This window comes from Thermoflexus hugenholtzii, from assembly GCF_018771565.1.
Taxonomy (GTDB): domain Bacteria; phylum Chloroflexota; class Anaerolineae; order Thermoflexales; family Thermoflexaceae; genus Thermoflexus; species Thermoflexus hugenholtzii_A.
Genome location: NZ_CP076326.1, coordinates 166,622 through 192,718, shown reverse-complemented (window position 1 = coordinate 192,718; position 26,097 = coordinate 166,622). Strand labels below are relative to the sequence as shown.

At 57.4% G+C, this 26,097-nt stretch carries 18 protein-coding genes; 3 read left to right on the top strand and 15 right to left on the bottom strand.

The window, feature by feature from the left end; genetic code table 11:
- Positions 1 to 378: 378 nt before the first annotated feature.
- Positions 379 to 741 carry a hypothetical protein gene (locus KNN16_RS00990; protein WP_303898124.1) on the bottom strand — a complete coding sequence of 121 codons (363 nt, stop codon included), beginning with the start codon at positions 739 to 741 and terminating at the stop codon, positions 379 to 381.
- Positions 741 to 2,984, bottom strand: a complete 2,244-nt coding sequence (locus KNN16_RS00985; protein WP_303898123.1) for a DUF6541 family protein — start codon at positions 2,982 to 2,984, stop codon at positions 741 to 743. Before KNN16_RS00985 ends, KNN16_RS00990 begins: the two co-directional genes overlap by 1 nt.
- Before the next feature lie 1,132 nt (positions 2,985 to 4,116).
- Between KNN16_RS00985 and KNN16_RS00980 the strand changes: the two genes are divergently transcribed.
- The gene (locus KNN16_RS00980; protein ID WP_303898122.1) at positions 4,117 to 5,454 is read left to right on the top strand and encodes a hypothetical protein; all 1,338 of its coding nucleotides are present in this window, start codon (positions 4,117 to 4,119) and stop codon (positions 5,452 to 5,454) included.
- 48 nt (positions 5,455 to 5,502) lie between these two features.
- Here KNN16_RS00980 and KNN16_RS00975 read toward each other — a convergent pair whose 3' ends face one another.
- The 12 genes from KNN16_RS00975 to KNN16_RS00920 form a co-directional block, all read right to left on the bottom strand.
- Positions 5,503 to 6,588: a hypothetical protein gene (locus KNN16_RS00975; protein WP_303898121.1), complete on the bottom strand. Its 1,086-nt coding sequence runs from the start codon at positions 6,586 to 6,588 to the stop codon at positions 5,503 to 5,505.
- Between the two features lie 85 nt (positions 6,589 to 6,673).
- Positions 6,674 to 7,927, bottom strand: a complete 1,254-nt coding sequence (locus KNN16_RS00970) for a glycosyltransferase family 4 protein (RefSeq protein ID WP_303898120.1) — start codon at positions 7,925 to 7,927, stop codon at positions 6,674 to 6,676.
- The gene (locus KNN16_RS00965; protein WP_303898119.1) at positions 7,927 to 9,201 is read right to left on the bottom strand and encodes a glycosyltransferase family 4 protein; all 1,275 of its coding nucleotides are present in this window, start codon (positions 9,199 to 9,201) and stop codon (positions 7,927 to 7,929) included. Before KNN16_RS00965 ends, KNN16_RS00970 begins: the two co-directional genes overlap by 1 nt.
- On the bottom strand, positions 9,198 to 12,563 hold the full coding sequence (locus KNN16_RS00960) for an FG-GAP-like repeat-containing protein (protein WP_303898117.1): 3,366 nt from the start codon (positions 12,561 to 12,563) through the stop codon (positions 9,198 to 9,200). Before KNN16_RS00960 ends, KNN16_RS00965 begins: the two co-directional genes overlap by 4 nt.
- A gap of 688 nt (positions 12,564 to 13,251) precedes the next feature.
- On the bottom strand, positions 13,252 to 13,437 hold the full coding sequence (locus KNN16_RS00955; protein WP_303898116.1) for a DUF4214 domain-containing protein: 186 nt from the start codon (positions 13,435 to 13,437) through the stop codon (positions 13,252 to 13,254).
- Positions 13,434 to 14,510 carry a glycosyltransferase gene (locus KNN16_RS00950; RefSeq protein ID WP_303898114.1) on the bottom strand — a complete coding sequence of 359 codons (1,077 nt, stop codon included), beginning with the start codon at positions 14,508 to 14,510 and terminating at the stop codon, positions 13,434 to 13,436. Before KNN16_RS00950 ends, KNN16_RS00955 begins: the two co-directional genes overlap by 4 nt.
- The gene (locus tag KNN16_RS00945; RefSeq protein ID WP_303898112.1) at positions 14,507 to 15,667 is read right to left on the bottom strand and encodes a glycosyltransferase family 4 protein; all 1,161 of its coding nucleotides are present in this window, start codon (positions 15,665 to 15,667) and stop codon (positions 14,507 to 14,509) included. Before KNN16_RS00945 ends, KNN16_RS00950 begins: the two co-directional genes overlap by 4 nt.
- Positions 15,667 to 16,146, bottom strand: coding sequence for a hypothetical protein (locus tag KNN16_RS00940; protein ID WP_303898110.1), 480 nt, complete (start codon positions 16,144 to 16,146; stop codon positions 15,667 to 15,669). Before KNN16_RS00940 ends, KNN16_RS00945 begins: the two co-directional genes overlap by 1 nt.
- Before the next feature lie 79 nt (positions 16,147 to 16,225).
- On the bottom strand, positions 16,226 to 17,470 hold the full coding sequence (locus KNN16_RS00935; RefSeq protein WP_303898108.1) for a glycosyltransferase family 2 protein: 1,245 nt from the start codon (positions 17,468 to 17,470) through the stop codon (positions 16,226 to 16,228).
- Positions 17,446 to 18,795, bottom strand: coding sequence for a glycosyltransferase family 4 protein (locus KNN16_RS00930; protein WP_303898106.1), 1,350 nt, complete (start codon positions 18,793 to 18,795; stop codon positions 17,446 to 17,448). The genes KNN16_RS00935 and KNN16_RS00930 overlap by 25 nt, the downstream gene beginning before the upstream one ends.
- A 452-nt stretch (positions 18,796 to 19,247) precedes the next feature.
- The gene (lon, locus tag KNN16_RS00925; protein ID WP_303898105.1) at positions 19,248 to 21,635 is read right to left on the bottom strand and encodes an endopeptidase La; all 2,388 of its coding nucleotides are present in this window, start codon (positions 21,633 to 21,635) and stop codon (positions 19,248 to 19,250) included.
- Between the two features lie 969 nt (positions 21,636 to 22,604).
- Positions 22,605 to 23,960 carry a folylpolyglutamate synthase/dihydrofolate synthase family protein gene (locus tag KNN16_RS00920; protein WP_303898104.1) on the bottom strand — a complete coding sequence of 452 codons (1,356 nt, stop codon included), beginning with the start codon at positions 23,958 to 23,960 and terminating at the stop codon, positions 22,605 to 22,607.
- 48 nt (positions 23,961 to 24,008) lie between these two features.
- On the opposite strand from KNN16_RS00920, the gene KNN16_RS00915 reads away from it, so the two are divergent.
- Together KNN16_RS00915 and KNN16_RS00910 are read left to right on the top strand one after the other, a co-directional pair.
- Positions 24,009 to 24,377 carry a recombinase family protein gene (locus tag KNN16_RS00915; protein ID WP_303898103.1) on the top strand — a complete coding sequence of 123 codons (369 nt, stop codon included), beginning with the start codon at positions 24,009 to 24,011 and terminating at the stop codon, positions 24,375 to 24,377.
- Between the two features lie 87 nt (positions 24,378 to 24,464).
- Entirely contained in the window at positions 24,465 to 25,790 is a 1,326-nt protein-coding gene (locus tag KNN16_RS00910) for an RNA-guided endonuclease TnpB family protein (RefSeq protein ID WP_303898102.1), read from the top strand.
- 74 nt (positions 25,791 to 25,864) lie between these two features.
- Here KNN16_RS00910 and KNN16_RS00905 read toward each other — a convergent pair whose 3' ends face one another.
- Positions 25,865 to 26,071: a DUF433 domain-containing protein gene (locus tag KNN16_RS00905; protein WP_303898100.1), complete on the bottom strand. Its 207-nt coding sequence runs from the start codon at positions 26,069 to 26,071 to the stop codon at positions 25,865 to 25,867.
- Positions 26,072 to 26,097 lie beyond the last annotated feature (26 nt).

Genomic DNA, 26,097 nt, shown 5'->3' with positions numbered 1-26,097 from the left:
CCGAACGCCGACCCCGCCGCACCTCGGCTTCCAGGGCGGCGATCCGCTTCCGCGCCTCCTCCCACTGCGCCCGGAGCCGTTCCAATTCGGCCAGAAGCTGTTGGCAATTCGGACAGGTGGACTGGGTGGTCATGGCCCTCCTATGATACCCTATCCAGAGACGCTAAACAAATACGAAATTAGAAAACCTGGAGAAGTGGATTGCTTTTATGCTTTTGGCTTATGTGGTGGGCCTGCTCATCGGGGAGACCATCCGAGACGAGGTCTACCGGGGAAAAAAGCACCAGGCCTACTCGGGGCTTTTTATCCTCCTCAAGCACCGGCTCCGGCTGAGGCTCAGGCAATTTTTGAGGCTCATCCGGCTGGCCCTGGACCGGTTCAGGGCCATCGTCCAAGGCCCTGTCCTATCTCCTGCCTGAAGGTCAGCTGAAGGAGCAGCCACTCAAAAGAGAGTCGGGCGTTCGTGCCCAGGGATTCGCCGGTGTATAGAGACTGAAAATAGGCGTTGTCTATCCACTCTGGTTGATAGACCAGCGCATCGTCGGTCACCCGGAAGCGGGCGGTCCAGCCCCGCCGGTTGCGGGCCAGGTAGGCCCGGTTCGCCGCTGAGAAGGCCAGGTCGGTCAGCCCTTCCGCCTCCGGTAGGGCCGGCAGGCCCGCATCGTTCTCTTGGTTCTCGTGCAGTCCCTTTGGCGATTTGAACAGCATCGCCATAGAAAGTTTTAGGTCGGTCGCTACCATTATTGTGTTATCTCAAATATCCACACTCGATCTTGGTGGTAAATCAAGCGATAATGGCTACTCTTCAAAAGCACGTTGGGGTCCAATGTCTTTGGCCCTTTGTAGTTGACCGCGCCTCCCTGTTGACCTATGTATATGTGAGTGACAGCGCGATCTTTTAGCAGCTTCAAAACTTCGGAAGAATCTATACCGAACTGCTGAACCTGGGCTGTCAATTCATTTACCCATATCCGGTAATCCGGTCTCGGACCTTTTTCAACACCATAGTTCAAAGGTGGCACGGTGTTTGCTCGGCCGGCCAGCAGCGGGAGCCACCAACCTCCATCAGAACCTACTACTACGCTTCCTCCATAGGCAAAGAAAGAGTTTATCAGAAATTTGGCGCTTTTAGGCGTGTTTTCCCGAATCCAAGCCATTGCCCGGATGTCTGGGCGTGTTATTAGGGCATGAGCATTGATGTTCAAGTCGCCTAAACGCTTTAAAGCACCCCATAGGCCAAATGCAATTACCAGTATGGTCAATGATAACTTCCAGAAATGGCTACTCCGGTGTGCTATCCACTGTCCAATCATATCCCCAATCAGTGCTCCAGCCGGGATATAGACAGCTATAAATAAGGCAAAGTTACTGATAGACCCACTACCTGGTAAGTAGAGCCAATCTGGATTAGTGGCAACCAATAGCAAAAACCACCAGATGGACACAAGGAGAACCCCACGTCGCCGTTGCCATAGTCCAGAACCAATCGCTATGACTAAAAGCAGCCACCCCAAAGGGGCCATAAAGCGGGTGAGGTCTCCAATGGCATTGTATTGGCGGGCGAAGTCAGACAGGTGAGTGGGAAGAGTTGTGAGCTGTTTCACAAAATTTTGAGTAATAGTCCCGGCAAAGATGTGCAGAAACCACGGCAGAAACAGGAGTCCGGCTCCAATCCCCAATGTGCTCACTCTTGAAAGTACTTGTATCCAGGTTCCCTTCCGCAGATTGAGCACAAGACAAGCAGCAACAAAAATCACATAGAATATAAGCACGCGATAATGAGTCAAAGCGAGCCCCCCTATAGCCAGCCATCCCAATCCTGCCAATGCCCATGATTTATTAGAATTTTCAATAAACTCCCAGGTAATAAGCACCACAGTTGGTAAAATAACCTGCCCTGCGAGTTGAGTGTAGCGTCCCCAGTTCACATAGAACATCGGCATAGGCAAGAGCAGGCCAGCTATAAGCACACTCACCGAACCTGCCCAACGGTTGCCACTAATTTTCATGCTCAAAGGATAGAGAGCCAATACTGCCAGCCCGTTGAGAATCTGCCCAACCCATAACGTTGCCCGATATACGGGCATCCCAGTCAACCAGTGAAAGACTGCGACCGCACTGTGAAAACCAAAATGATAAGTAAAAGTCTGTAGTTCAGCATACGGCTCCCACGAATCAAACAAGCCGCCGTTGTCCACCAGCAACTGAGCGATGACCGCGTGCTGGTAGGAATCCCCCCACATCGGGGCGTCCAGCGTGCGCACCACCAGGAACCGCACGCCGAAGACCAAGGCCAGGATGATTACCATGGCCAGGTCGGGCCAGAGGGCATCGGAGCAAGCCCAGGCCCGCAGCGCCTCCCAGCCCTGGCGAGGTCGCCAGCGCCGGTAGCGCCAAGCCAACGCGGCCAGCCCCAGAACCACCGGCCCCCACGCATACAGGGGCCCCAAATGCAAGCCGACCAGATCTGTCCAGAGGAAGAGCAGAGGATAGAGGGCCAAACTGAGGCCAGCCGCCAGAGCCATCCAGACAGGCCAAGGAAGCGGGTCACCCCGCCAGAGCCATGTCAGCAACGCGCATCCCGGGATCAGATAGAGAACTGCCGCTACCGTCAGCAGCCCTATTCCTCCCAAAGCCGCACGTCCCAGTTCCAGTATCATCCCCCAAGGGTTGTAGACCAACCGGAAGGCCAACTGGACATCCAATGGTTCGTGGTCCCGATAGGCCGCGCCGTCTATGTAGGCATCGCCCGGGGCAGCCCCCACTCGCACCGCACCCGCACCGTCTAGCTCCAGGACAGCATAACGATAAACACCATGGGAGCGATGGTCCGATGGGAAGGAGAAGCGATAAAAGCCGGGGGTTGCGATCTGATCCAGTGAGAGCTCTGCTACAGCCAGGTCGATGGAAGACTGAGGGTCAGACCGGAGGTGGAGGCGGAGGACACCCGCGCTCCCCGGCTGCGCTTCCAGCCAGAACTCCATCCCACTCAGCCCTCCATGTCGAGCGACAAAGGTTTGGCCAACCCAATGTCCGGGTTCCAGAATGACCGATAGATCGGGGGAGACAATTGCTTGATCATGGTCCACAAAGTCGGAACATCCGGTTAAAAGGAGAACCGCTGTCCCCAATGCGATAAACACGGATCTCTTCCGGTTGAATCCAAAGCCTATCCACAGGTTTCTCAAAGGGTTTCCCTGAACCCTAAAGGCAAATAGCCCCATCGAATCACCTCGTCAACTCTTCAATTTCCCAACATTCCTCCTGGCCCGTGACGGGATCCAAGCGCCTCCAGGCAGAAACGAGAGCACCAGCTTGCCACACCGGAGATCGGAACGAAGTGGAAGACCTTCTATCTCCCCTGCTCTGCGGATAGCCTCATTGCCACCTTCCTGTTCCTCACTTGAAAAGGCGAAGCAGATGACCAGTCATTTCTGACTTTCATCGACCCGGATCACACGCGAAGTGTGTCCGGTCCGCGCTTTCAACGGCCCCGGACAGAATCCCCTCCCGGATCGATTCTACTCAAACCTGCAGATCCCGTCATCCCTCAGTAGAAAGTCCACTCACCGAGACAGCCACCAGGGATCAGCCATCCCGCGAGTCCAGAACGGCACTCCAGGATGTGAGCAACCCCCTCGATGATGGAGAAGAGCTCACCCCCCTCGCAGCCAAAAGAGATCCGCCACCCACGCCGCTCAGCGATTCTGCGGCAAATGCGCAATCCTTCGACAGGCCAGCAGCTGCCCCTCTGGACTTGACAATCCCTACAGACTCATTTTCTATAGTTGGGGAAAATCTGCAAAACGAGGGGGGGTGCCTTCATCCCCGGAAGCCTGGTATGATGCCTGGTATTTCCGCCACTGTTGCGGCCGGCCCTACGATCGAAGCCAGGAACGGACGGAGTCTTCGGGCGGATCGCCAATCGTATCACCGCTGACATCGGACCGCGAGCAGTTGTTGTGACCGATGATGGGTGGATGAGGCGGTTTTGCCGGCATCGGCGCATCGAAGGGCCAGAGAAGGGATTCGGTGGGGGATTTTTATCCAGAAAAGTGGATTAACTTGGTGTTTAGCTGATTCGAATATCATAAAATATTCAAAATAAGAGATAAAATGGGCAAGATCCGCGTGATAATTGTCTATATGAGCTTGGCGATTGCCTACGCCATCCTGGTGCCCCCATGGGAAACCCCAGATGAGCCTGCTCACTACCGCTATGTAGCGGACTTAGCGAGGCGAAAACGACCGCCGGAAAATCCAAAAATTATAAGAAAAGGCAAATTCTGCGAGGACTATAATTTTATTTCATCTAATTATGAGTGGTATCATCCGGCTATCGGCTATTTTCCTATATCAGGATTATATGCATTGATCGCTTGGCTGGCTCCTCATCGTCTTCCTGCCGAGATCCCACCATTGAATCCTCTGTTCTGCGTCTCTCCGTTTGAACATCTTAACATGTTCGTTCACCCCGCCCTAGGGCTCATTAACACTTGGAAAAACATGTGGGGGTTCCTTATTCTAAGATGGGGAGCCGCCCTGATGGGGATTCTGGTGATCTGGGCCGCCTTGGAGACCGCTTGCTTGTTAGATATGAAAGAGAGCTCATTTCTTCCAGGTTCTTTAATCTCCTTACTTCCACAATTCATCTTTATCAGCTCGTCTATTCGCAACGACACTACAACCAATGCGCTTGCCGCACTTCTCTTCCTCTTCAGCGCTCGCCTACAGTATATCGCTGAACCTCAAGCTGCCCGGCGACAAATCTTTATCTTAGGAATCACCGCAGGTCTTGGTTTGTTGTCCAAATTGGCTTTTCTATATGTATTCCCTGTCGCCATCCTTGCTGTCTGGATTCTCCCTGTCCCCTCATCCGAGGAGCGAATCCGGAACACAATTCGCTTAACGCTACCCAGCCTTATGTTTGTCGGCTTGTATTATGGGCTGTATCCCGAAGCCCGGGCGGCATTGCATCATACCGCCCTGGAGCTGCGCATCCACCCTCGGGCGCTCACTTGGGACTACTGGCGTCCCGTCCCCGCTATGCTCATCGAGCTCTTCTTTGCGCGCTTCGGATGGGCGAACGTAGCCCTTCCGCAGGGATGGATTCCCACCGCCTTGGGGCTATGGGCGATCGGAGCGGCGCTCACACTTGGACAAGCTCTTACGCTCCGGCGGAAGCCCGAATCCGCCCCTCTCCGTCGCGTCCTGATCCTGCTGGCCCTGGGCGAGGTGCTGGCCTGGATCGGCGTGCTTCGCTATAATCTCTCCCAATTCCAGCCTCAGGGACGCTTTCTATTTCCCGCTCTTGTCCCATGGGCGATTTTAGGCACCTGGGGGCTATCCCGGCTTCCTCGAACGCATCGACGGATTCTAAGCATAACTTGGATCGCCTACATGGGCCTGCTCAATGCCATCTCCCTTCTCACCTTAACCGCCGCCTATCACTAAACCGCGGCCTTGTGGATGCGATGCGAGCCGTGGGGATGCCACATTCACTCACGGGCCAAGCCACCAGCTCGGCCGCCCTCCTTCCGAAGAAAGACCTCGCACATATTCCCGCCAATATATCCCCAGTGGCGAGATTCCCTGGGGTTGTCCGCCCAAGCCGGAGTAAAGAAGGTTACCATTATAAAATTGATGATATTCTCCATCCTCAAACCGGCCACTATCATCATCCAAGCTATACCAGTTCCACCGCTGAATCAATCGACATTCGTCCGCTCCATAACCCAAATTACAGTCTTTATAATTTAAAAACTGATCAAAAGATGGGTACATGAAGGAAGTTTTAACCTCTTCATAAGAAAATCCGCTGTAATGAGGCGGCATATTGACACCATATTCTGTGATGATTAAAGGTTTATTTTGTTGACCTATTTCTTTCATCCATTGACGCATCGAAAGAAGTTGTTGCCATCCCAATTCGAATCTTTTATTATCTTCAATCGTGTATAATATTCCTTGTTCTGATTCTATTCCAGCTGGTATATCAGCACCCCACTCCCCTTTCTTCTCTTGTAGAATAAAAACATGGACATTCCAGACATCGACAGGCATGTCCCGACCATACTTTGCACGATAAGCGTCCCACACGCGTTGCAAATACTGTCGTCGAAGAGGGGTAAATTGGACTACACCGCCGATGGCGAAGCGAGCAGTGGGATCGATCGCTCGGATAGCCTCCCGGATCTCATGGTAAGCCTCGGCATATACTTCCGGGAGCATCTCATCCTGCCCCGCGCATCCCCCGTCGCTAGTCTCCCAGTCCACCCGCTCGATCTCGTTCCCGATCACCCAGAGCAAACCCGGCCGCTCCTGCGCCACCTGACGCAGGATCTCCAGAGAGGGAGACACCGTATAGGTATACTGTCCGTTTACCTTCAGATATTCACATCCCGGACCTGCGCAACAACGCATCGGGACCCCGTCCTTGACCTTCCACTGCTTAAGCCGAACGATAGGAATATACTCAATCCCGTAAGGCTGTGGAGCGTTGGGGGTGACAGTCCAATCCACATACCAGCCGAGCCGCAGACGATAGGCTTCACCCCACGGCGATCCGCCCTTCATGGGAAGGCCCAACGCCGGGGCACCTGCCAGGGCGGAACCAGGGGGGCAACCATGCGAGGGGATCCGGGGCGGCGCTCCGGGATGTGAGCAACCCTCCTCACTCCAAGCAGGAGTGCCGAAGAATGACCTGAGCGTAGAGCGTCTCCAGCCGATCCACGTGCTCCTCCATCGTCATCGGTGGCCGGACGCCGGCACGCAGGCGAGGGAGGAGATCCGGTTCATCTAGCAGGCGCTGCATCGCGGCGCGCCAAGCCATGATATCGCCCGGAGGCAGAAGCAGGCCATCCACACCATCGCGGACCCGATCGGCCAAGGCCCCCAGGCGGGAAGCCAGCACCGGCAGGCCGGCCGCGAAGGCCTCAGAGACGAGGAAAGAGTAGGCCTCATACCACAGGGAGGGAACGACCACCACATCCACCTGCATCAGGGCCTGCCAAACCCCTATCCGGTCCAGCCGGCCCAAAAAGCGAACGTTGGGAGTAGCCAGCGCCCGCAGACGGGAGACATAGGCAGGGTCAAAGGACTCGTCTCCAGCGATCCATAGCTCTGCCTTCCCGCATATCCCAGAGAAGGCCTCTACCAGCATATGCACGCCCTTCTGCCACGAAAGGCCGCCGATGTAGGCGAAACGAATTGTGCCGTCAGCAGGGCGTGATGGTGTAGCAGAAAGAACCGGTTTCTCCAATCCATGAGGCAATACGATGATCTTCTCCTCGGGCACGCCATGAGCCACATGCCAGCGGCGCACAAATTCGGTGGGGGCGATCAGGACAGAGGCTTCCTCCAGCACAGCGCGGAGCACGCGGTTGCGCCAAGCCGATAGACCAGCCAGAAAGGGGATGGCCGGCCACAGCTCGGGGACTCCGGCCCGGGCCAGCATACAGCGGGCGCAGTTCCAATCGCGGGGCCCTTCGCAGACCTCGCCGCTGTAGTTGGTCAATAGTTGAGCATTGGGGCAGAGCCACCAGTAATCGTGCAGAGTAACAATGAAAGGTATGGAGCGCTGCCGGATAGCATCCATCAACGAAACCGGGAGTCCCATCAGATGCTGGATATGGACCACGTCGGGGTGGAATTCATCCACCGCCTGGGTGAGCGCCCGGTGAATCCATGGATTGCGGAAAGTGTAGAGGAACCGCCGGGCCGGCCCGGCCTCTCCATCCCAGACCGCATAGATGCGCACCCCATCCTCCATGCGGTGCTGCAGGCCCCGACCAGGGGCATCCCGACGGTAGAAGACGGCCACAGCATGCCCGCGTCGGGCCAGGGCCCGGGATATCGCCTGGGTGTAGAGTTCGGCGCCCCCAATCCTGTCCGGAGGATATTGATGAACGACATGGAGAACACGCATTACTGCTTTCCCGCCAGGTGCAGGTAGAGGTCACGGATCATGGGATATTTGCGCTCCCAGGTGTGCCACGCGCGCGCCTTCTGCTCCCCCCGCCGGCCCATTACCTCTCGCATCTCGGGCTGGCTGGCAAGCATGGCGATGGCTTCGGCCAGCGCGCCCACATCCCCAAAAGGAACCAGCAGACCATCCTCCCCATGCTGAATCACATCGGTAACTCCCCAGGTCCGAGCCCCGATGACGGGCTTCCGGTAGAGCCAGGCTTCCAGGTATACGATGCCGAAGGAATCGGTGCGGGAAGGCATCGCGAAAATATCGCAGGCGGCCAGCAGATCTCGTTTTTCCTCCTCGCCGATTGGGCCCAGCACATAGATGCCCTGACGGGCCTCCAGGGGAAGCCGCTCCCAATATCGACGGAAAGGCTGAAGGCAAGCCCCTGCCAGGGCCAGGCTCACCTCACAGCCCTGCCGGCGAAGACGCCGGATGGCCTCTACCAGATGAAAGGTCCCTTTATCATACGATAAATTAGAGATAGAAACGACAAGGATCCCCTGAACGCCGTGCCGGGCACGGAAGCGCGTCCCATCCCCGCCCAGGACCTTCTCCGGGTTTACCCCTGGTCCTACTACGAGGATCCGCTCCGGTGGAACTCCCTGCCGGATGTAGAACGCTCGCTCCGTGGGGGTCTGGGCCACTACTGCATCGCTGGCCCGGACCAGCGCGACCTGATGGCGCATCGTGTAGAAGCGGCTGAGGGCATCGGCGCCGGGGCGAGGCCCGGCCCCCAGGTGGGTCAACGGATAGGCGACGAAGGGGATCCCTCGCCGACGGGCGAAGCGCAACCCTGCCTCCATCAGCGGTTCAAAGCAAATCGTCATCCCGGCCACCAGATCAAAGGGCTCGTCCGTCTGCTCCAGCCAGCGCCAGAGATCGGGGACCCAGGGGGTGTAGCGAGAAAGCCGCTGAAGCAGACCAACGGGAACGGGACGCAAGTGAGAGAAAGTCCAGAGCAAGCGTCGCCAGGCCGGATAGGCCAGTTGGGGGAACGGGAGATGACGAACCGGGAAGCGGAGAATCCGCACCCCATCGCGCCAGCCCTCCGGCTCCGGAATGCGGCGGCGAGAAGGATCCCAGAAGAGTTCAAAATCCAGCGCATCGGTGGTGGCCACCGTGACCGCATGGCCGTCGGCGACCAGGCGAGCGGAAATCTCGTGGAGATGGGTCTCTGCCCCTCCCCTGGCTGGCCAGTAACGCTGAACAATATGGAGAATCTTCATCGTGCCGAACGCAGGATGATGGGAAGATATAAACGATGCACCTGTCCCACGTATAAAGTCACAGGGATGCTGGCAGGGCTTCCTTGCACGGGACTCCCACCGCTCGTCCCTGTAATAATCACATTCCCCAGCGAATAAGTGCCGGTTTCATAGCCGGTGGTGGATACGGTCACGGTGAGGAGAGCGGTGGAGGTATAAAAGGCGGTTCCGGATGAGGGGACAACCGTCACGCCGGAAGGGATGGAAGAGACCGCCCAGTGGAAAGACCCGTCACCCGCGTTGCGGAGCCCAAGATAAGCCGTCTCAGCACTGCCGCTGCCATACTGATGCAAGAGATATAGCGACGAAGGCGACACATTCAGCCGCGGGGGCTGGGGATAGTATCCCATATGCCGGGGGTCCCGGTGGAACATGGGCCAGGGCTGAAGTGCTGGATTGTAGCTGTTCACGCCAAAGGTAAAGGCATAAACATAGCCGTGCGAAGAATCGTAATAGTTTGAGCCCCCAATGACTACATCGGTCTTGCCGTCGTGATCCAAGTCGCCGATGGCTGGGGAAGCAAAGAGAGAATAGGTAGTATGCAGGATGTTCTCTTGCTGGCCGTTCGAGCCGACCACGATGAGGTCCCAGTTCATGGAAAACAGGATTTCCGGCTGCCCATCGCCGTCCACGTCGGCTACAGTGGGAGAGGAGCGGATGAAAGCGTTCTTGCCCATATAGTCTTTGGGCCACATTGGGAAGCCGGACACCGGAGAACCATTGTGATGCCAGGCATAGAGCGCTCCATAGCAAGTGGGGGGGCATTGATTGGGCTCGCTGCTTCCAGCATAACCTGTGCCAATAATAATCTCCAGGTCCCCATCACCATCCAGGTCCGCCAGGGCCGGGGAACTCATGCCTGGATAGGCTACCGGCTGGGGCCAGCCGGGCAGGTCCTCCAGCACCCATTCGGAGCCGGAGGTATTCACCCGGAAGCCATACACATAGGGCTGGGTGTATCTGCCCTGCAGATACCAATACATTCCGGTTCCTACGAAAATCTCCAGGCGCCCATCGCCGTCCACGTCTCCCACCGCGGGAGAAGAGTAAATCGCCTCGTTCATCTGGCGGCGCGCCAGTTTCTGTCCATTCTTATCCAGAATCAGCACGAATCCACCATCGGTGGGACGGTAACCGTCGGGGAGGACGCCCCCTCCGGCGATATCGGTCCCGATGATGATCTCCAGATCACCATCCCGATCCAGGTCTGCCAGCGCTGCCGTAGACCAGACCGTATCCGCCACGTGGTAATGCCACTGATATTGGCCGAGATGGTTAAGCATGTAGATATTGCGATCCCATGAACCGAACACAATCTCCATATCCCCATCGCCGTCCAGGTCACCGATGGTCGGCGAGGACCAGTTGCCGCTGGGGGTTCCGGTCCCCTGGGCATCGTTAGTATCGTATTTCCATAACCGGTTGCCGTTCCGGTCAAAGGCGATGACCGAGCCCCTTTGCTGGTTAACGTCTCCCCCTGTGCTGACGATGATCTCCGGGATGCCGTCCGGAGGATACGAAATATCCGCCACCGCCGGGGAGGAGTTCACCGGGTCAGGCAGAGGAACGCTCCACTTGATCGCGCCGTCGTCCTCTAATACAGCCAGGACAGGCGAGGCGCCGTTCTTCGTTGTCCCGATGATGATTTCTAGCTTGCCGTCGCCGTCCAGGTCGTAGAGGGTCGGCGAGGAATCCTCAATCCGGCCGCCCAGGAGTGGACGGCTCCACCGCGGGGAGAGATATTGCGGGGCGACCTGCTGGGGAGCTGCTGTGCTCCAGAGGAAGCCCAGACACAACGCGGCCAAGAGCCATAGATACATCCTCATCGCGTCACCTCCAAACGGGTGAACCCTACCGACAGCATCCGCCGATCCCCGTTCTGTCCTCGGGGTGACCTCTGCTGGGCTGAGAGCATAAGCGTATTCAAAGGAGACCTCGTTCCAGCCGATCCTGACCATGGAGGCAGGAATGAGGATTTCGCTCTCCCACAATTCGCACTCCTGCCACCGGTAATGGGCCATTTCCTGGCCATTGACCTTCACGACCATTTCCTGGCGCCGATCCGGCACGCAGAGCGGGAAGGCTCCTATGCGCAGGCGGTAATCTTGCCGAGCGGGGCTCATCCACCCCGCTTGAGACCTCAGCCCTTCAGACCACACTCCCCAATCCTCAGCACCCGACCAGCCTTCCTGAAGCACTAGGTTGATAGGCCCCTGCATGTCAAGCACCTCTGCAACACAAATGGGCCAAGGCCAGGCAGTTGGCTGCTCCAGCGGCTCAAAGCAGGTCAAGGGACGAACGGAAGGATTTTTAGAAATCATACCCCACATTTCCCTTTCTTTATCACCCAATACATGGAGAAAAATATAACGAATGCCGTATTGCCGGAAAACCAACGCACTCTCTTTTTGAGAAAGAACATGCTGGTTGTTCAAGAGATAATACCACAAAGCAAATGTGTGTTCTGGCCAGAAAGATCCTGCACCAGAAGATGTGGGTTTATTGTGCAGTAAAGTTGCCCAGATAGTTCTTCCATCAATAAAAAGGGTGGGGTTTCTTAAATCTAAAACACCTTCGCTTGGTACTAGTTTCCGGTTAGCAAGCCAAGCATAAGCAGGATGAGGTTGTAAAGGCACAGGCACGCCATTCAAAGGAGGTGGAAGTGCTTCTACTATCCATATCGCCATCGCCAGATAGCGCAATAACTTAGGGAATCTTTCCAGAGCTATCGCTGCCAAACCGACAGCCCCCAGCATGCTTATAAACGCGAAGCGCGATACTGTTCTTGCTGATTCCCAGAACGGAATGATGGCGGTTAACACCAAGCCAGGCAACGGGATTCCATCTTCAAAAACCGGTGTGGGTAGCGAAGTAGTAAACAAGCTTGGTTTCAGAGTATGTCCTAATTTCCATATCAAAGCTGTCAATGGACGGAAAGCAGGACAAGAGATCACCTCACCATTCCACCGCAGCAGCAACCCCAGGCCCAAAATCACACCAGTCAGAGTTAGCCCCAACAAATCCATTGAACGCGATTTAGTTTTGATCACTATGGTAGATCCGAAGAGAGCCAGAAGGCCAGTTACCAAACCTAAGTTGATAGCTCCCGACTCATCATATGGACCGGAGTACAGAATTCGAGCAATCTTCCGAACGATAGCTAACGGATGAAAAACCGAAGGAATAAACAAACTATTTAAGCTTGCTCCCCACCAAAGATTATGTTCAACGCCGTGAATATGGAGATGATCTTGATGCACACCTAAAACATAGAGTAAAATTGTTGGAGAAGCGAAGGTCAGAGCAATAATAGTGACAAGCATTATTCGCAAAATTCGCTTGCTCGATAAAAGACGAGGTCCCCATACCCAGAAAACAAGAGCTCCCATGAAGATACCGTATAACGAGGAATTAATAGCGAACCCCCATATTAAACCCGCAGCAATGACAAGTCATCTTTAGCGTTGCAAGGTATTGGATTGCCCCAGCTTTTCAATGGCTAACGCCAGCCAAGGGAGCACCCCAAAGAGCCATGCTGTATGCAGATGACCCTCTAACCGAAACCAGTGGGGGTTCACAAATGTATAAACCAGAGCTGCAATAGTTGCTATTAAAGGCGAAGAAAATGATTTAATAAATAAGAAACAACCAGAGAATGAAACAATCATCGATGAAACAGAGAGCAAATTATATGCAAAAGCAAGTCCGCCGATTCCGTAAAAGGGGAGGGCAAGCAAAAAGAAAAAAGGCGTATGGGCCAATGTTGAAGTATGCCATCCCAAGGGACGAAAAAACAAAAGATGTAAAAAATGGCGTCTTGTGCTCGATAAAAATAGAATCATAATACCATTGAATGCCCCACAACACCTCTAATACATCACCATAGCCAGGAATATATATGAAAATATTTTGTACCCGCCACCTCAAGGCAAAGAGAACCCAGAAAGGGACCCAAAGAACGAGCTTTGAGAGAGTAGGATGATCCTGGATTTTCCTCATCTTGCACTTACCTCAGATTTGTTTGAACTCGTTGGATTCCGGCACCGAGCGCAAGATATCTACCTTGCTCATGCTTCCCCGGCGAAGCGCCGCCAGATAGAAGGCATCACCATCCGCATCCGGTTCGCGTTTCAGACAGGCCCTGTAAACCGCGCTTAATTCAAACAAGAGACGCATCATTGCTCGGATATGGGTCATATTTTCTCCATAGCGAAATGTAGATACTGCTCCCACTTCTGTCGTACCGAAGGCTCAAGGAACTCTTTCACCCGTTCCCGCTCTCGGGCGATAATTCGATTCCTAAGGGTCTCATCTTTTACAATTATATCTACTAGTTCAGCTAATGCCTCGTAGTCTTTCTCCCGAAACAGCACACCCGCTCCTCCCATCGTTTCCGGAACCCCTGCTGCTGCATAGGCCAACACTGGGATGCCAAAATACATGCTCTCTATCAACGGTTTTCCGAATCCCTCATGCTCGCTCATGGAAACATAAATGTCCGCCAGGCGGTAATAGGTAACCAAATCCTGCTGAGAGACATGGCCGGTAAACACCACAGCATCCGCAAGGCCCAGCATCTCCGCTAATTCCTGCAACCATTCTGCGTAGGAAGGCACCCAGGGTGGACCCACCAGGAACAGCCGGGCTTCTGGGTCAATGCGCCGGTAATACCAGAGCAGCTTGATCAAATCCTCCTGTCGCTTGTTGGGAACCAGGCGCCCTACGAATAAAAGTTTCACACCACCGCCCTGATACCGGGACAGTAAATCCGAATTAGGTTCTAGATCATATTGGGCGGGATCCAGAACAATGGGCAAAACGCCGGTATGGGCATACCCGGCGTGGCGCAATTCAGTCTCGTTGAAAGAAGAAACTCCTAAGGCCAATACTGTGCGCTTCCTCAAAGACTGAAGTTGTTCTCTTCCTCTGCTTACCTGTCTGGTCAACGATGGATCAAAAAGCCGAAAAAACCAAGGGGGTGTTACGTTGTGATAAATGATCAGGAAACGCACGTTCTGAGCAAGCAAGTGGTCAACCAGGTCTGAGCCGATGCTGTGATGGAGGATTACCAGTTCGCTGGGCTGGGAAGGGCGATAACTCCGATAGGGCTTTACTTTTCCAAATAGGGAGGGATGGATGCTTTCAGCGTAGATTTCCGATTGAAAACCGGCCTCCCGAAGCCAGCGCTGGATCACAAAAGCCTGGTCTGTAATGGCATCCCCGGGGGTCGCACCAATGATAAACTGGTGGAGCGTCCGTTGATCTCTCATGTCCCTTTCCAGTCCTGCAGGATTTTCTCAAAGCGGTCCAGGATCACATCCCAGGTGTAATTGCTCAACACATAGCGCCTTCCGTTCTCGCCCATCCGAGCAGCCAGTTCTGGATGGGCCTGAAGCCAATCCAGCGCCCCCGCAAAATCCTCGTAGGTCCGAAACCACAATCCTCCCTTGCTACGTTGGACATGCCCTTTCGTAACCGGGCAGTCTTCATGGACCAGCACCGGTCGACCTGCCAGCCAGGCTTCCATAATTGTTATGGAGAAGCTCTCTCGCAATGAGGGCTGACAGAGGGCCAGGGCTCCTCTGTAAAGGGCGGCCTTCTCCTTTTCAGATACAAACCCCAGGTATACAAAAGCTGGATGCCTCGGCGGCTTGATCGGCCCTTCGCCAATCACTACCAGACGAATTCTGCCCTTTTCTTCAGAGTAGCGTCCCACATATTCGTAGAGCAAAGGGACATTTTTTCCTTCTTCTAATCGGCCTGCATACAGGATGTAATCATTGAGTCGTTCACCTTGTGGGTCTATATTCGCCTCAAAGATCGGGCGGATCCCTGCGCCGAGAATCGTGAATCTGTGAAGGTGAACCCGGAGACGATGGATAGCCAACCTGGCTTCTTCGGGGGAAAAGAACATCACTCCCCATACGCTTTCCAGCAGCAATCGAACAGGCTCCAAATACGCATAGGGCTCATCATGAAGACAAGGCCACAGGATGACATGGCTTTCAGCAGACCAAGCCGCGTAGTGAACGAGAGGCACAGGATAAGGTAGTGCTATGATCGCATCATAATTTGCGCTATCGCGCCTAATATGAGCGTATAATGCAGGACTATGAGGACCACTGTCTAACCAATCATAGGCTTCTGCATGAGACAAACATCCCTTTTGTGCCAGTCGAATTTCCAGTTCCACCCAGCGTTCTCGTTTCCACGACTCTACAGGAAACCGGCGGATGATGACTCCGTTTTCATGTTCCACTCCGGCTGGGTAAATGTTCTCCCAGGTATAATGACTATGCGCACAGGTCGTCCAGACCTCGACTTCCCATCCCCGCTGGACTGCTGCCTCGGCGAAACCCCGAGCCTGAGATTCCGCGCCGCCCAGAACTTGAGCGCCATACCGAGGAACAACAATAGCAATTCGCATCAGCTACCCTCTCGAAGCTTGCACAATTCTTCTTCCATAGCCTGGATGCGACGCTGCTGTTCCTGAATTTGGAGCACCATTCGGTTCAGTGTACTGACCAGATGCCGGTTGACCGTTGCTTGTCGTTGGGCCAATTTATTCACGTAAAAAAGAACAAGGTTGTGAGCCTCGCGCCGGATGCGATCCCAAAGAGGCCCCAGAATTGGGATAGAAGACCAAAGGGAAGGAACGATCAGCGACTCCACACCAATTTGATGGTAAGTTTCATTAGCGCGACGCAAGTGGAAATATAGCTCGATGTCATAATCTTCACCCTCAGGCTCACCTGGATAAGCTGCAGCGCCAAAAGTGAGGAAAATCTGCCGAGGGTATCCTAATTCCTCTCGGCGGCGTTGAATCCGCCCCCGGATTTCTTCCATAATACGAGCCGGATCGATCTCTGGATCATGAATTTCCATCAAACCATCATAAGAATCCATGGCCGGCTCCCTCACATTAAACAACTTCGCGAAGCGGTATTCCAAGAATTCATTTACTTTAACCACCAATATTGTTGTTTTACTTTGATTCCAAGAGCAGCCGAGCAATCTCCTGACTCAAAGACAGCGTGTTCTCCATCAAGGATCGTTCTAACCAAAAAATCTTCCGTTTTTGTTCTAGAATTATCTGTTCTTGCCGTTTATTAATTGCTGCCTGTTGCTGGATTAAGTGCCGGATTGCCCATCGGGCAGCCACATTATACCAGGTTTTGCGAAACCAAGCAATCAGAGGCCCAATTATAGGAATTGCCGAGCGGAACTCAAATTCTTGTAAACCAGAGAAAACCATTTGTTCGTCTTGATTCAAATCGTCATTTAAATATATTTCGGTAAGATGATACAATGATCTCAGTGCTAAAAGAACTTTATTGACAGTTTCCTCATCTGCAATCTGCCTCTTCATAAGAACCCGAGCAGCTATCGGCATGGCACTTAGATAAGCTAATCGTAATGGATAAACTCCGATGGTTTTAACAAAATCCAAAATCCTTGTTTTCTCTAGAGGAACAAATTCGGACAAAAATTTTTCTGGTATAAGATATTTCAACACAAAATATAGCCTATTTTTCTCACTAAAATAAAAAAGTTCGCCGGTGTTTTTTAACGAGGAGTTTTCAAAATGCAGTAACAATGATTCATGAATATACCAAATTTCATATCCGATTTGTCGAGCACGAAAACAGAAATCCACATCCTCATAATAAGCGGGCCAGAATCCTTCATCCATATAACCCACATTTTCTAGAACATCCCGCCGAAAAGCCATAGCGGCCCCGGTCACATAGTCTACTGGCCTGGATTCATCCCATTGGCCCTTATCCTGCTCTCCCTGACCATAATGGTGGGCCAGGCCGAGCGGCCATTCAATCCATCCCCCAGCATGCTGAATCGTCCTGCCATCCGGATAGAGCATCTTGCATCCCACAACCCCTATCTTGGTTTTTTGAAGTGCTTTCACGAGGGCCTGAAGCCAACCAGGTTGGACAATAGTGTCTTGATTCAGCAATACCAGAATATCTCCATGAGCCGCTTTGAGACCAGCATTACACCCTCCAGCAAACCCGAGATTCACGGCATTGCGAATCAGCCGCACCTGTGGGTAGCGCCGGGCAATCAACTCAGCCGAACCATCCACTGAGGCATTATCGACTGCAATAATCTCAAAAATCGGATAATCATGAGCTATTAAACTATCTAAACATGCATTTAAATATTCAGATCCGTTCCATATTGGTATAATCACAGAAACCTTTGGCGCAACCATTTTTGGACCTCAACCCTGGTTTGATGGAGCCAGCGCATCAAACGGATAAACCGTCCTTGCTCATATCCTTTTATGAGCGTTCGCAAATAGGTAATCTCGCTTATGTAATATGGGTTGCCTATATGTTCTCCCAACGTCGCTTTATCCGGCGCTCGGCGAGGGGAATGACAGAATTCCATCAAAGGCCGCGCTGCACGCTCCCAGGTCAAATCTTTCCAAGCCTTCTCAAATCGTGTCCGCCAGATCTCTTTCGGGATCTCCAGGAGCTGAAGAATCGCGCTGGCTACGCCCAAATCATCCTCATAATCCACCACGATTCCCAATTGATATCGTTCTATTAGATCGCTAATCGCATCTCCCCGAGTGGCGATAACCGGCAAGCCCGCCCAAATGTAGTCCAGCACCCGGCTACGAAAAGCCAAACGAGCTTCCAGCGTATCCAGATGGAGGGTTATAGCCAAATCGCTCTCCAGCAATACACCTGGCCAGTCGATATATGGGACCCATTCTCCAAAGAAAATAGCCTTATTTAATAATCCAAGTTCCTCCGCTAAGATCTTAGCTCTTTCGTTATGGGTTGGAATATTGACCATCTGAGGATTGGGATGACGGGTTCCGGGGAAAATCAGTCGCACATCCCGGCGTTGCTGCCAGACCCGAGCCACGGCACGGATAGCAGTCAACGGGTCCAGCCAGGGCCAGAGCCCACCTCCCCAGAGAACCACTTTGTCCTGCCTACTGATGCCAGGCCAGACACCCCTTATAACTGGCTTGGTCGCTTGTGGGGGAGTCTCCGGAAGACCGAAAGGGACAACATCCACCAGTTTTCGCAAGGATGGATCCTCGCTAAAAGTGAACGGATTAATCCGCCCATGAGCCTCTAATAATCCTAACAACCAGTCCCGCTGGCGCTCACTGGCGCAAATAAAGAAATCTCCCACCAAATAGGCTTTAGTCAGAGCACGTTGCAAGGCGAGAACATCTCCGCCCAGGAATAAAGATTCGGCCACAAATGGATCATATCCGTCCACTACAATGAAGGAATCAGTATTCCAGATAGCTGGGATCTGGGCAACATACACTGCCGGAATAATCACCACCCGTGCATTCGCTATAGCTTGCTCCAGAAGTGCATCCCTTTCAGAACGGTAAATGATTATGGGAAAGATCCCAGAAACCATGGATCCTTCAGGGACAGCAAGGATTACTCGAAACTCCTGGGCTAAAACCCGTGCTAGATGAAAATAACGAATACCTGGGCCTGCCATCCGATCACCAACAACATCATGGCTAATGATCAAGATATACTTTCGACTTCCAAACATGTTGTATGATATCCTCACAAAACTCACAAAGAGAACCTTAATCGTATAGACTCGATTCGCGAAAAGATCCGAATGAACATCAGCGCCGATGCTCGATTTTCAATAGGATTTACGCTGCTTTCTGCGTATTCCGGTCGTGGTCGGGGGCTTTTCACCCAAGGCCGGAGGACCGGCGAAGGGGATCACCCACCGAGCCCTCCCTCGGCGGCTAATGCCACCGAGGAGCATTTCGCTCCGTGGCATGCCTCTTAGCTATCTGCCGTCGATCGGCATGGCCTCACTCTGCAATCCCATACTAAACCTAACATGAAGAGCGAGAGCTTGCCAAGAGGTAGGGAGGGAGAGGGGGCCCAGGCGGTCATCCTCCGGGAGGCCATCCGGCATTACCGGGCTCATTCCCCTATCCCCTCCATCCAACCGCATAACTCCTATCCGAATTCGTTCGCTATCTATCAACGAGCGCGGAGCCCTCGGAGGGGGCGGGCGAGGGCGGCGCGCAGGACTTCCTCCATGGTCTCCACGAAGATCAGGGTCATCCCCCGGATCTCCCGCCGGGGCAGCTCGACCAGGTCCCGCTGGTTCTTCTTCGGCAGGATCACCCGCTGGATCCCCGCCCGATGGGCGGCCAGGATCTTCTCCTTCAACCCCCCGATGGGCAGCACCCGCCCCCGCAAGGTGATCTCCCCCGTCATCGCCGTGTCCCGCCGCACCGGAATCCCCGTGAAGGCCGACACCAGGGCCGTGGCGATGGTGATCCCCGCTGAAGGCCCATCCTTCGGGATCGCCCCCTCGGGCACGTGAACGTGCACATCCGTCTTCTCGAACCGCTTCGGCCGGATCCCGAAATCGCGCGCCCGGGAGCGCACGTAGCTCAACGCCGCCTGGGCCGACTCCTGCATCACCTCCCCCAGCTGGCCCGTGAGCAGCAAAACCCCCTTCCCCTCCATCAACGTCACCTCCACCGGCATCACCTCGCCCCCCGCCTCCGTCCAGGCCAGGGCCATGGCCACCCCCACCTGATCCGCCTCCTCCGCCCGCCCGTAGTCATACCGGGGCGGCCCCAGATACCGCTCGAGAACGGCCGGGGTGATCACCCGCCGATACGGCTTCCCCTCCGCCACCAGGCGCGCCGTCTTGCGGCAGATGGCCGCGATCTCCCGCTCCAGGTTCCGCACCCCCGCCTCCGAGGTGTATTCCCGAATGATCCGCCGCAGAGCCCCATCGGTGATCTTCAGCGGGATCCCTGCCAGCCCGTTCTCCTCCATCTGGCGGGGGATCAGGAACCGCCGGGCGATCTGCACCTTCTCCCCCTCGGTGTAGCCCGGGAACTCGATGACCTCCAGCCGGTCCCGCAGGGCCGGCGGGATCGTGTCCAGGATGTTGGCCGTGGTGATGAAGAGGACCTTGGAAAGGTTATACGGGATCTCCAGGTAGTGGTCCGAGAAGGCATGGTTCTGCTCGGGATCCAGCACCTCCAGGAGGGCCGCCGCCGGATCCCCCCGGAAGTCCGCCCCGATCTTATCGATCTCATCCAGCATGAAAACCGGATTGATGGTCCCCGCCCGGGCCATCCCCTGCAGGATCCGCCCCGGCAGGGCGCCGATGTAGGTCCGACGATGCCCCCGGATCTCCGCCTCGTCGTGGATCCCTCCCAGGGATATCCGCACGAACCGCCGGCCCAGGGCCTCGGCGATGGCCTTCCCCAGGGAGGTCTTGCCGGTCCCCGGCGGCCCCACGAAGCAGAGGATGGGGCTGCGGCTGCGATCCCCCGCCAGCTTGCGCACCGCCAGGAACTCCAGGATGCGCTCCTTGGCCTTCCTCAGCCCGTAGTGATGCCGCTCCAGCACCTCCGCCGCATGGGCGATGTCCAGGTTGTCCTCGGTCTCCTCGGTCCAGGGCAGCTCCAGGATCCAGTCGATGTAGGTGCGGACGATGCTGACCTCCGGGGAGAGGGGCGGCATCTGGGCCAGCCGGTTGAGCTCCTTCTCCGCCCGGGCCCGCACTTCCTCGGGGAGGTTCTTGGCCTCGATCCGCTCCCGCAGCTCCTGGATCTCCTGGGTGTAGACGTCGACCTCCCCCAGCTCGTGCTGGATGGCCTTCATCTGCTCCCGCAGGTAGAACTCCCGCTGGGTCCGGTCCACCTCCTGCTGCACCTGGGCCTGGATCTTGCTCTCCAGCTCCAGGACGTCCAGGAGCCGCGCCAGCAGGATGGAGAGGCGCAGCAGCCGCGCCGAGGGCTCGAAGATCTCCAGGAGCTCCTGCCGCTCCGCCGTCTTCAGGTTCAGGGTGCTGGCGATGAGATCCGCCAGCCAGCCCGGCTCCTCAATGTTCATGGCGAAGACATAGGCGTCCTCCGGCACCGACCGGTCCAGCTGCACCACCCGCTCGAACTGGGAGAGGACGGCCCGCATCAGGGCCTCGGTGGCCGGCGGCCGATCCGTCCGCTCGAAGATCAGGCGGACGCGGGCCCGCAGGTAGGGCTCCTGCTGCAGGAACTCCACCACCTGGGCTCGCTGCTGGCCCTGGACCAGGACGCTGGTGGTGCCGTCGGGCATGCGCAGCACCCGCGCCACCGAGACCAGCGTCCCCACGGTGTAGAGGTCCTCCGGGGTGGGATCCTCGACCTCCTCCGCCCGCTGGGTGAGGACCACCAGGGGCTCCTCCCGCTGGACGGCCGCCTCCACCGCCCGCAGGGATTTGTCGCGGCCCACCCGCAACGGGGTCACCATGCGGGGGAAAACCACCACGTCCCGCAGGGGGAGGACCGCCGCTTCCACTTGCTCCTCCCCCTCCGCCCGCTGGTCCAGCGCTTCCTCTCCCAGGACCGGCTCCAGCGCCATCCTGCTCTCCCTCGCCCGGGACGTTTCACCTCCCGTCCGCTGTTTCCGGGCATCGGGATTCTATCACAGGGGCCGGGAGAAGGGGGAGTCCGGAGCGCCACCCGGGTGCCGATTGAAATCGGCCTTCAAAGGCGCTCCGCGCCAGGCGTCGGCCTTGAAAGCCGATTGAAATCGGCCTCTTAAGGCGCTGCGCGCCGGGCGTCGGCCTCCGCCGACGCAAAAGAATCTTCTCCCGGTCGGCGTAGGCGACCCACCGGCCGAAGGCCTTTGACGCCGATTGAAATCGGCCTCCTCAGGCGCTCCGCGCCAAGCGTCGGCCTCCGCCGACGCAAAAGGTGCTTTTCCAGGTCGGCGCAGGCGACTCACCGGCCGAAGGCCTTGGTGCCGATTGAAATCGGCCTCTCAAGGCGCTGCGCGCCAGGCGTCGGCCTGCGCCGACGCAAAGAACGCTTTCCCGGTCGGCGCAGGCCGACCGTCGGCCGAAGGCCTTGGCGCCGATTGAAATCGGCCTCCCAAGACGCGCCAGGCGTCGGCCTCCGCCGACGCAAAAGGTGCTTTTCCAGGTCGGCGTAGGCCGACCACCGGCCAAAGGCCCCTGGAGGCCGAATTCATTCGGCGTGCAGGCCGACCGTCGGCCGAAGGCCTTTGACGCCGATTGAAATCGGCCTCCCAAGACGCTCCGCGCCAAGCGTCGGCCTCCGCCGACGCAAAAGGTGCTTTTCCAGGTCGGCGTAGGCCGACTCACCGGCCAGAGGCCCCTGGAGGCCGAATTCATTCGGCGTGCAGGCCGACCGTCGGCCGAAGGCCTTTGACGCCGATTGAAATCGGCCTCCCAAGACGCTCCGCGCCAAGCGTCGGCCTCCGCCGACGCAAAAGGTCGAATTCATTCGACGGAGGAAAGCCCTTCGATGCCTTCCATCGCTTCGAAGGGGGATCCCGGTCGCGCGCCTCGGCGCGCCGGAGCCCCCTTCACCGACCCCCGACCCGGAGGGGAAGGGGATCGACCTCCGGCATGGGCATCCCGCCCCGCGCCGCCCACGCCTCCCGGGCCTCGGCGACCACGAAGAGGGAGCCGGTGACCAGCACCGGCCCGCCGGAGGCCAGGGCCTCCTCAACGGCCGTCGCCACCGTCGCCCGCACCCGAGCGGGGAGGCCGAAGGCCGCCGCAGCGGCCACGAGCGCCGCGGGATCGGCCGCCCGGGGATGACGGGATCGGGTCAGCCAGACCTCCCCGACCAGGGGGCGCAGCGGCCGCAGGATGGCCGCCACGTCCTTGTCCGCCGAGACCCCGAAGACCAGCCCCCAGCGGCGCCCCGGGAAGACCTCCATCAGGGTCTCCGCCAGGCGAGCGGCGGAGGCATCGTTGTGGGCCCCGTCCAGCACCACCGGGGGCTCCTCCCGCAACACCTCGAATCGGCCGGGCCAGCGCACCCGCGCCAGCCCCTCCGGGATCGCCGCATCGGGGAGCGACCAGCCCTGCGCCCGCAGCTGGAGGGCGGCCAGGACCGCCAGGGCGGCGTTCTCCCACTGATGGCGGCCCAGAAGGGGAAGGCGCACCGACCAGCCCGATCCCTCCGGCGGGTGGATCTCCCCCCACTGCCCCGCCGGCGAGATCTCCCGCGGACCATACCGCCATCCATCCAGGGTCAGGAGAGGGGCGCCGCGCTCCGCCGCCACCCGCCGCAACACCGCCATCGCCTCCTCGGCTTGAGGGGCAGTCCCCACCGGGATCCCCGGCTTGATGATGCCGGCCTTCTCAAAGGCGATGTGGGTGAGCGTAGGGCCCAGGATCTCCATGTGATCCATGCTGAGGGCGGTGATCAGGCAGACCGCCGGGGAGACCACGTTGGTGGAGTCCAGCCGCCCCCCCAGGCCCACCTCCACCACGGCGATCTCGACCCCGGCCTCCGCGAACGCGAGGAAACCCATGGCGGTCAGGATGTCGAAAACCGTGAGGGCCGGATCCGCCGCGATCTCGGGCCGGAGGCGCTCAAAGAGATGAACCACGGTCGCAGGGGGGATGGGCTCCCCGTCGATGCGGATGCGCTCCCGCATGGTGTGGAGATGGGGGGAGGTGTAGAGGCCGGTGCGGTAGCCGGCGGCCCGCAGGATGGCCTCCACCATCGCGGCCGTGGAGCCCTTGCCCTTGGTGCCCGCGATGTGGACCACGGCGTAGCGCCGGTGGGGGTCGCCCAGCCGCTCCAGCAAGCTTCGGATCGGCTCCAGGCGGAAAGCCTCCGGGAGCCGGGGCCGGCGGGCCTCGAAATCCGCCCGGCCGAAGAGCTCGGCCAGGACCTCCGCGTAGGCGGTCTCGATGTCGCTCACGACCTGCTCCTCCCGCTCCGGGAGAGCGAACCCGGGGGTGGACAACTGTTGGCAATTTTATTATCATTTATTTCAGCCATGAAACTCTCAGATTGGGCTCGTCAGCAGGGGATAAGCGATATCACCGCCTGGCGGTGGTTTCGGGCAGGAAAGCTTCCTGTCCCTGCCCGCCCATTGCCTGCTGGGACCATCTGGGTAGAAGCGCCTCACCCAGAAGGTATCCCTGTGCGCTATGCCCGAGTGTCCTCCGCTGACCAGAAAGAGGATCTGGAACGGCAAGTTCAACGCCTTCAGGCCTTTGCCCAAGAACAAGGTTGGACAGAGGTTAAAGCGGTGACCGAAATCGGCTTCGGGCTGAACGGAAAACGAAAGAAACTTCTACGGATCCTGCGGGATCCCCAGGTGGTTCGGATTTGACTTGCTGGAAGCGGCTATGGCCGCTTCGGGGCGACATGGGCGTCGGTCGGCCAGGAGACGAGCCCGGCCAGCATGGGAGGCAATGGGATGCAAGTCAAGCAGGCGTTCCGCTTCGAGCTGGACCCCAACCGGGAGGCCCGGATCGCCCTGGCGAAGCACGTGGGCGCCGCCCGCTTCGCCTACAACTGGGGCCTGGCCCGCTGTTTGGAAGCCCAAGCGCGCGGTGAGCAGATCCCCTCGGCGGTGGACCTCCACAAGGACTGGAACGAGTGGAAGCGGAAGCACGCCCCCTGGTGGGTGGAGGTGTCCAAATGCGCCCCCCAGGAGGCCTTCCGGGATCTGGAGCGGGCTGTCCGCAACTGGCGGGAGGGCCGGGCCGGCTTCCCCCGCTTCAAACGCAAGAAGGCTCTGGCGGACAACAAGGCCCGGCTGACCGGCTCCATCCGGGTCACTCCCCGGCACGTGCAGCTTCCTCGCATCGGCAAGGTCCGCACCAGGGAGCGGACGGACCAGCTCCTGGAGCTCCTTCAGTCCGGGAAGGCCCGCATCCTCTCGGCGACTATCTCCCGAGAGGCGGATCGCTGGTTCGTGAGCCTGACCTGCGAGGTGGAGCGCCCGGATCCCGAGCCCCGGGAGATCCGGGGCCCGGAGGATGTGGTGGGCATCGACGTGGGGCTGGAGTCGTTCGCCGTGCTGTCGGATGGAACGCGGATGGAGGCCCCGAAGCCTCTGGCGAAGGCTTTGCGGCTTTTGAAGCAGCGTTCGAAGCAGCTCTCGCGGAAGCAGAAGAAGACGGTGGTGGAACAAGACCCGGAGACGGGTAAGGAGCGGAAGCGGACGGTTTTCTCTCGCAACTACGAGAAGGCCGTGTTGCGTCTGGCCCGGCTGCACCGCCGGGTTCGGAACATCCGCCGGGACTTCCTGCACAAGGTCACCACGGAGCTGGCGAAAGCCAAGCCGGTTCTGGTGGTGGAAGACCTGAACGTGCAGGGCTTGGCGCGGAACGGGAGCCTTTCCCGGACCATTCAGGATGTGGGGTGGGGGGCCTTCCGGCGGATGCTGGAGTATAAGTGCGCCTGGTATGGGGCCGTGCTCCTCATTGCGCCGCGGGACTTCCCGTCCACGAAGCGGTGCTCGCGCTGCGGCTGGGTCGGTCCTGCGCTCCCCCTTTCCCAGCGGGTGTTTCACTGTGGGGCGTGCGGGCTGGAGGTGGATCGGGATCTCAACGCGGCCCTCAATCTGAGAAACTACGGGTTGGCCGCCCTGAAAGGCCCTACCGGGAGTTCCCCGGGAAGTGACGCCTGTGGAGATCCCTCTGGCGGCGGAACGGCCCGTGAGGGTCGGTCTACGAGCCATGGGTCGATGAAGCAGGAAGCAGCCCGTCATGAGTTTCACCCCAGGCGGGTGAAATAAATGACGATGCGCTGCAGAACGGTTGATGGAGAAACCACAAAGCGCGCAGCGACTCCGGCGGAGGATCTGTCGTTTCAATCCCGGGGCATGAAGGATGTATATTTCAGGACCTGATCGACGTCCTCCTCCTCCAGCTCCGGGTAGGCCTCGAGGATCTCGGAGATGGAGCGACCGGCGGCCAGCATCTTTACGATGACACTGGCCGTGATCCGCATCCCTCGAATGGTCGGCTGGCCCATGCAGATCCCCGGGTCCACCGTGATGCGGTCCAGCGGCTCCATCCCGCCTCCTCCCATCGATCCCAGGT

Bases quoted from the DNA above. Each gene is read 5' to 3' on its own strand.
- KNN16_RS00985 (WP_303898123.1), bottom strand. From the start codon at position 2,984: ATGGAGTTCTGGCTGGAAGCGCAGCCGGGGAGCGCGGGTGTCCTCCGC.
- KNN16_RS00945 (WP_303898112.1), bottom strand. From the start codon at position 15,667: ATGCGAATTGCTATTGTTGTTCCTCGGTATGGCGCTCAAGTTCTGGGC.
- KNN16_RS00970 (WP_303898120.1), bottom strand. From the start codon at position 7,927: ATGCGTGTTCTCCATGTCGTTCATCAATATCCTCCGGACAGGATTGGG.
- KNN16_RS00950 (WP_303898114.1), bottom strand. From the start codon at position 14,510: ATGAGAGATCAACGGACGCTCCACCAGTTTATCATTGGTGCGACCCCC.
- KNN16_RS00980 (WP_303898122.1), top strand. From the start codon at position 4,117: ATGGGCAAGATCCGCGTGATAATTGTCTATATGAGCTTGGCGATTGCC.
- KNN16_RS00935 (WP_303898108.1), bottom strand. From the start codon at position 17,470: ATGGTTGCGCCAAAGGTTTCTGTGATTATACCAATATGGAACGGATCT.
- KNN16_RS00955 (WP_303898116.1), bottom strand. From the start codon at position 13,437: ATGACCCATATCCGAGCAATGATGCGTCTCTTGTTTGAATTAAGCGCG.
- KNN16_RS00960 (WP_303898117.1), bottom strand. From the start codon at position 12,563: ATGCTTGTCACTATTATTGCTCTGACCTTCGCTTCTCCAACAATTTTA.
- KNN16_RS00990 (WP_303898124.1), bottom strand. From the start codon at position 741: ATGGTAGCGACCGACCTAAAACTTTCTATGGCGATGCTGTTCAAATCG.
- KNN16_RS00940 (WP_303898110.1), bottom strand. From the start codon at position 16,146: ATGGATTCTTATGATGGTTTGATGGAAATTCATGATCCAGAGATCGAT.
- KNN16_RS00910 (WP_303898102.1), top strand. From the start codon at position 24,465: ATGCAAGTCAAGCAGGCGTTCCGCTTCGAGCTGGACCCCAACCGGGAG.
- KNN16_RS00965 (WP_303898119.1), bottom strand. From the start codon at position 9,201: ATGAAGATTCTCCATATTGTTCAGCGTTACTGGCCAGCCAGGGGAGGG.
- KNN16_RS00930 (WP_303898106.1), bottom strand. From the start codon at position 18,795: ATGTTTGGAAGTCGAAAGTATATCTTGATCATTAGCCATGATGTTGTT.
- KNN16_RS00905 (WP_303898100.1), bottom strand. From the start codon at position 26,071: ATGGAGCCGCTGGACCGCATCACGGTGGACCCGGGGATCTGCATGGGC.
- lon (WP_303898105.1), bottom strand. From the start codon at position 21,635: ATGGCGCTGGAGCCGGTCCTGGGAGAGGAAGCGCTGGACCAGCGGGCG.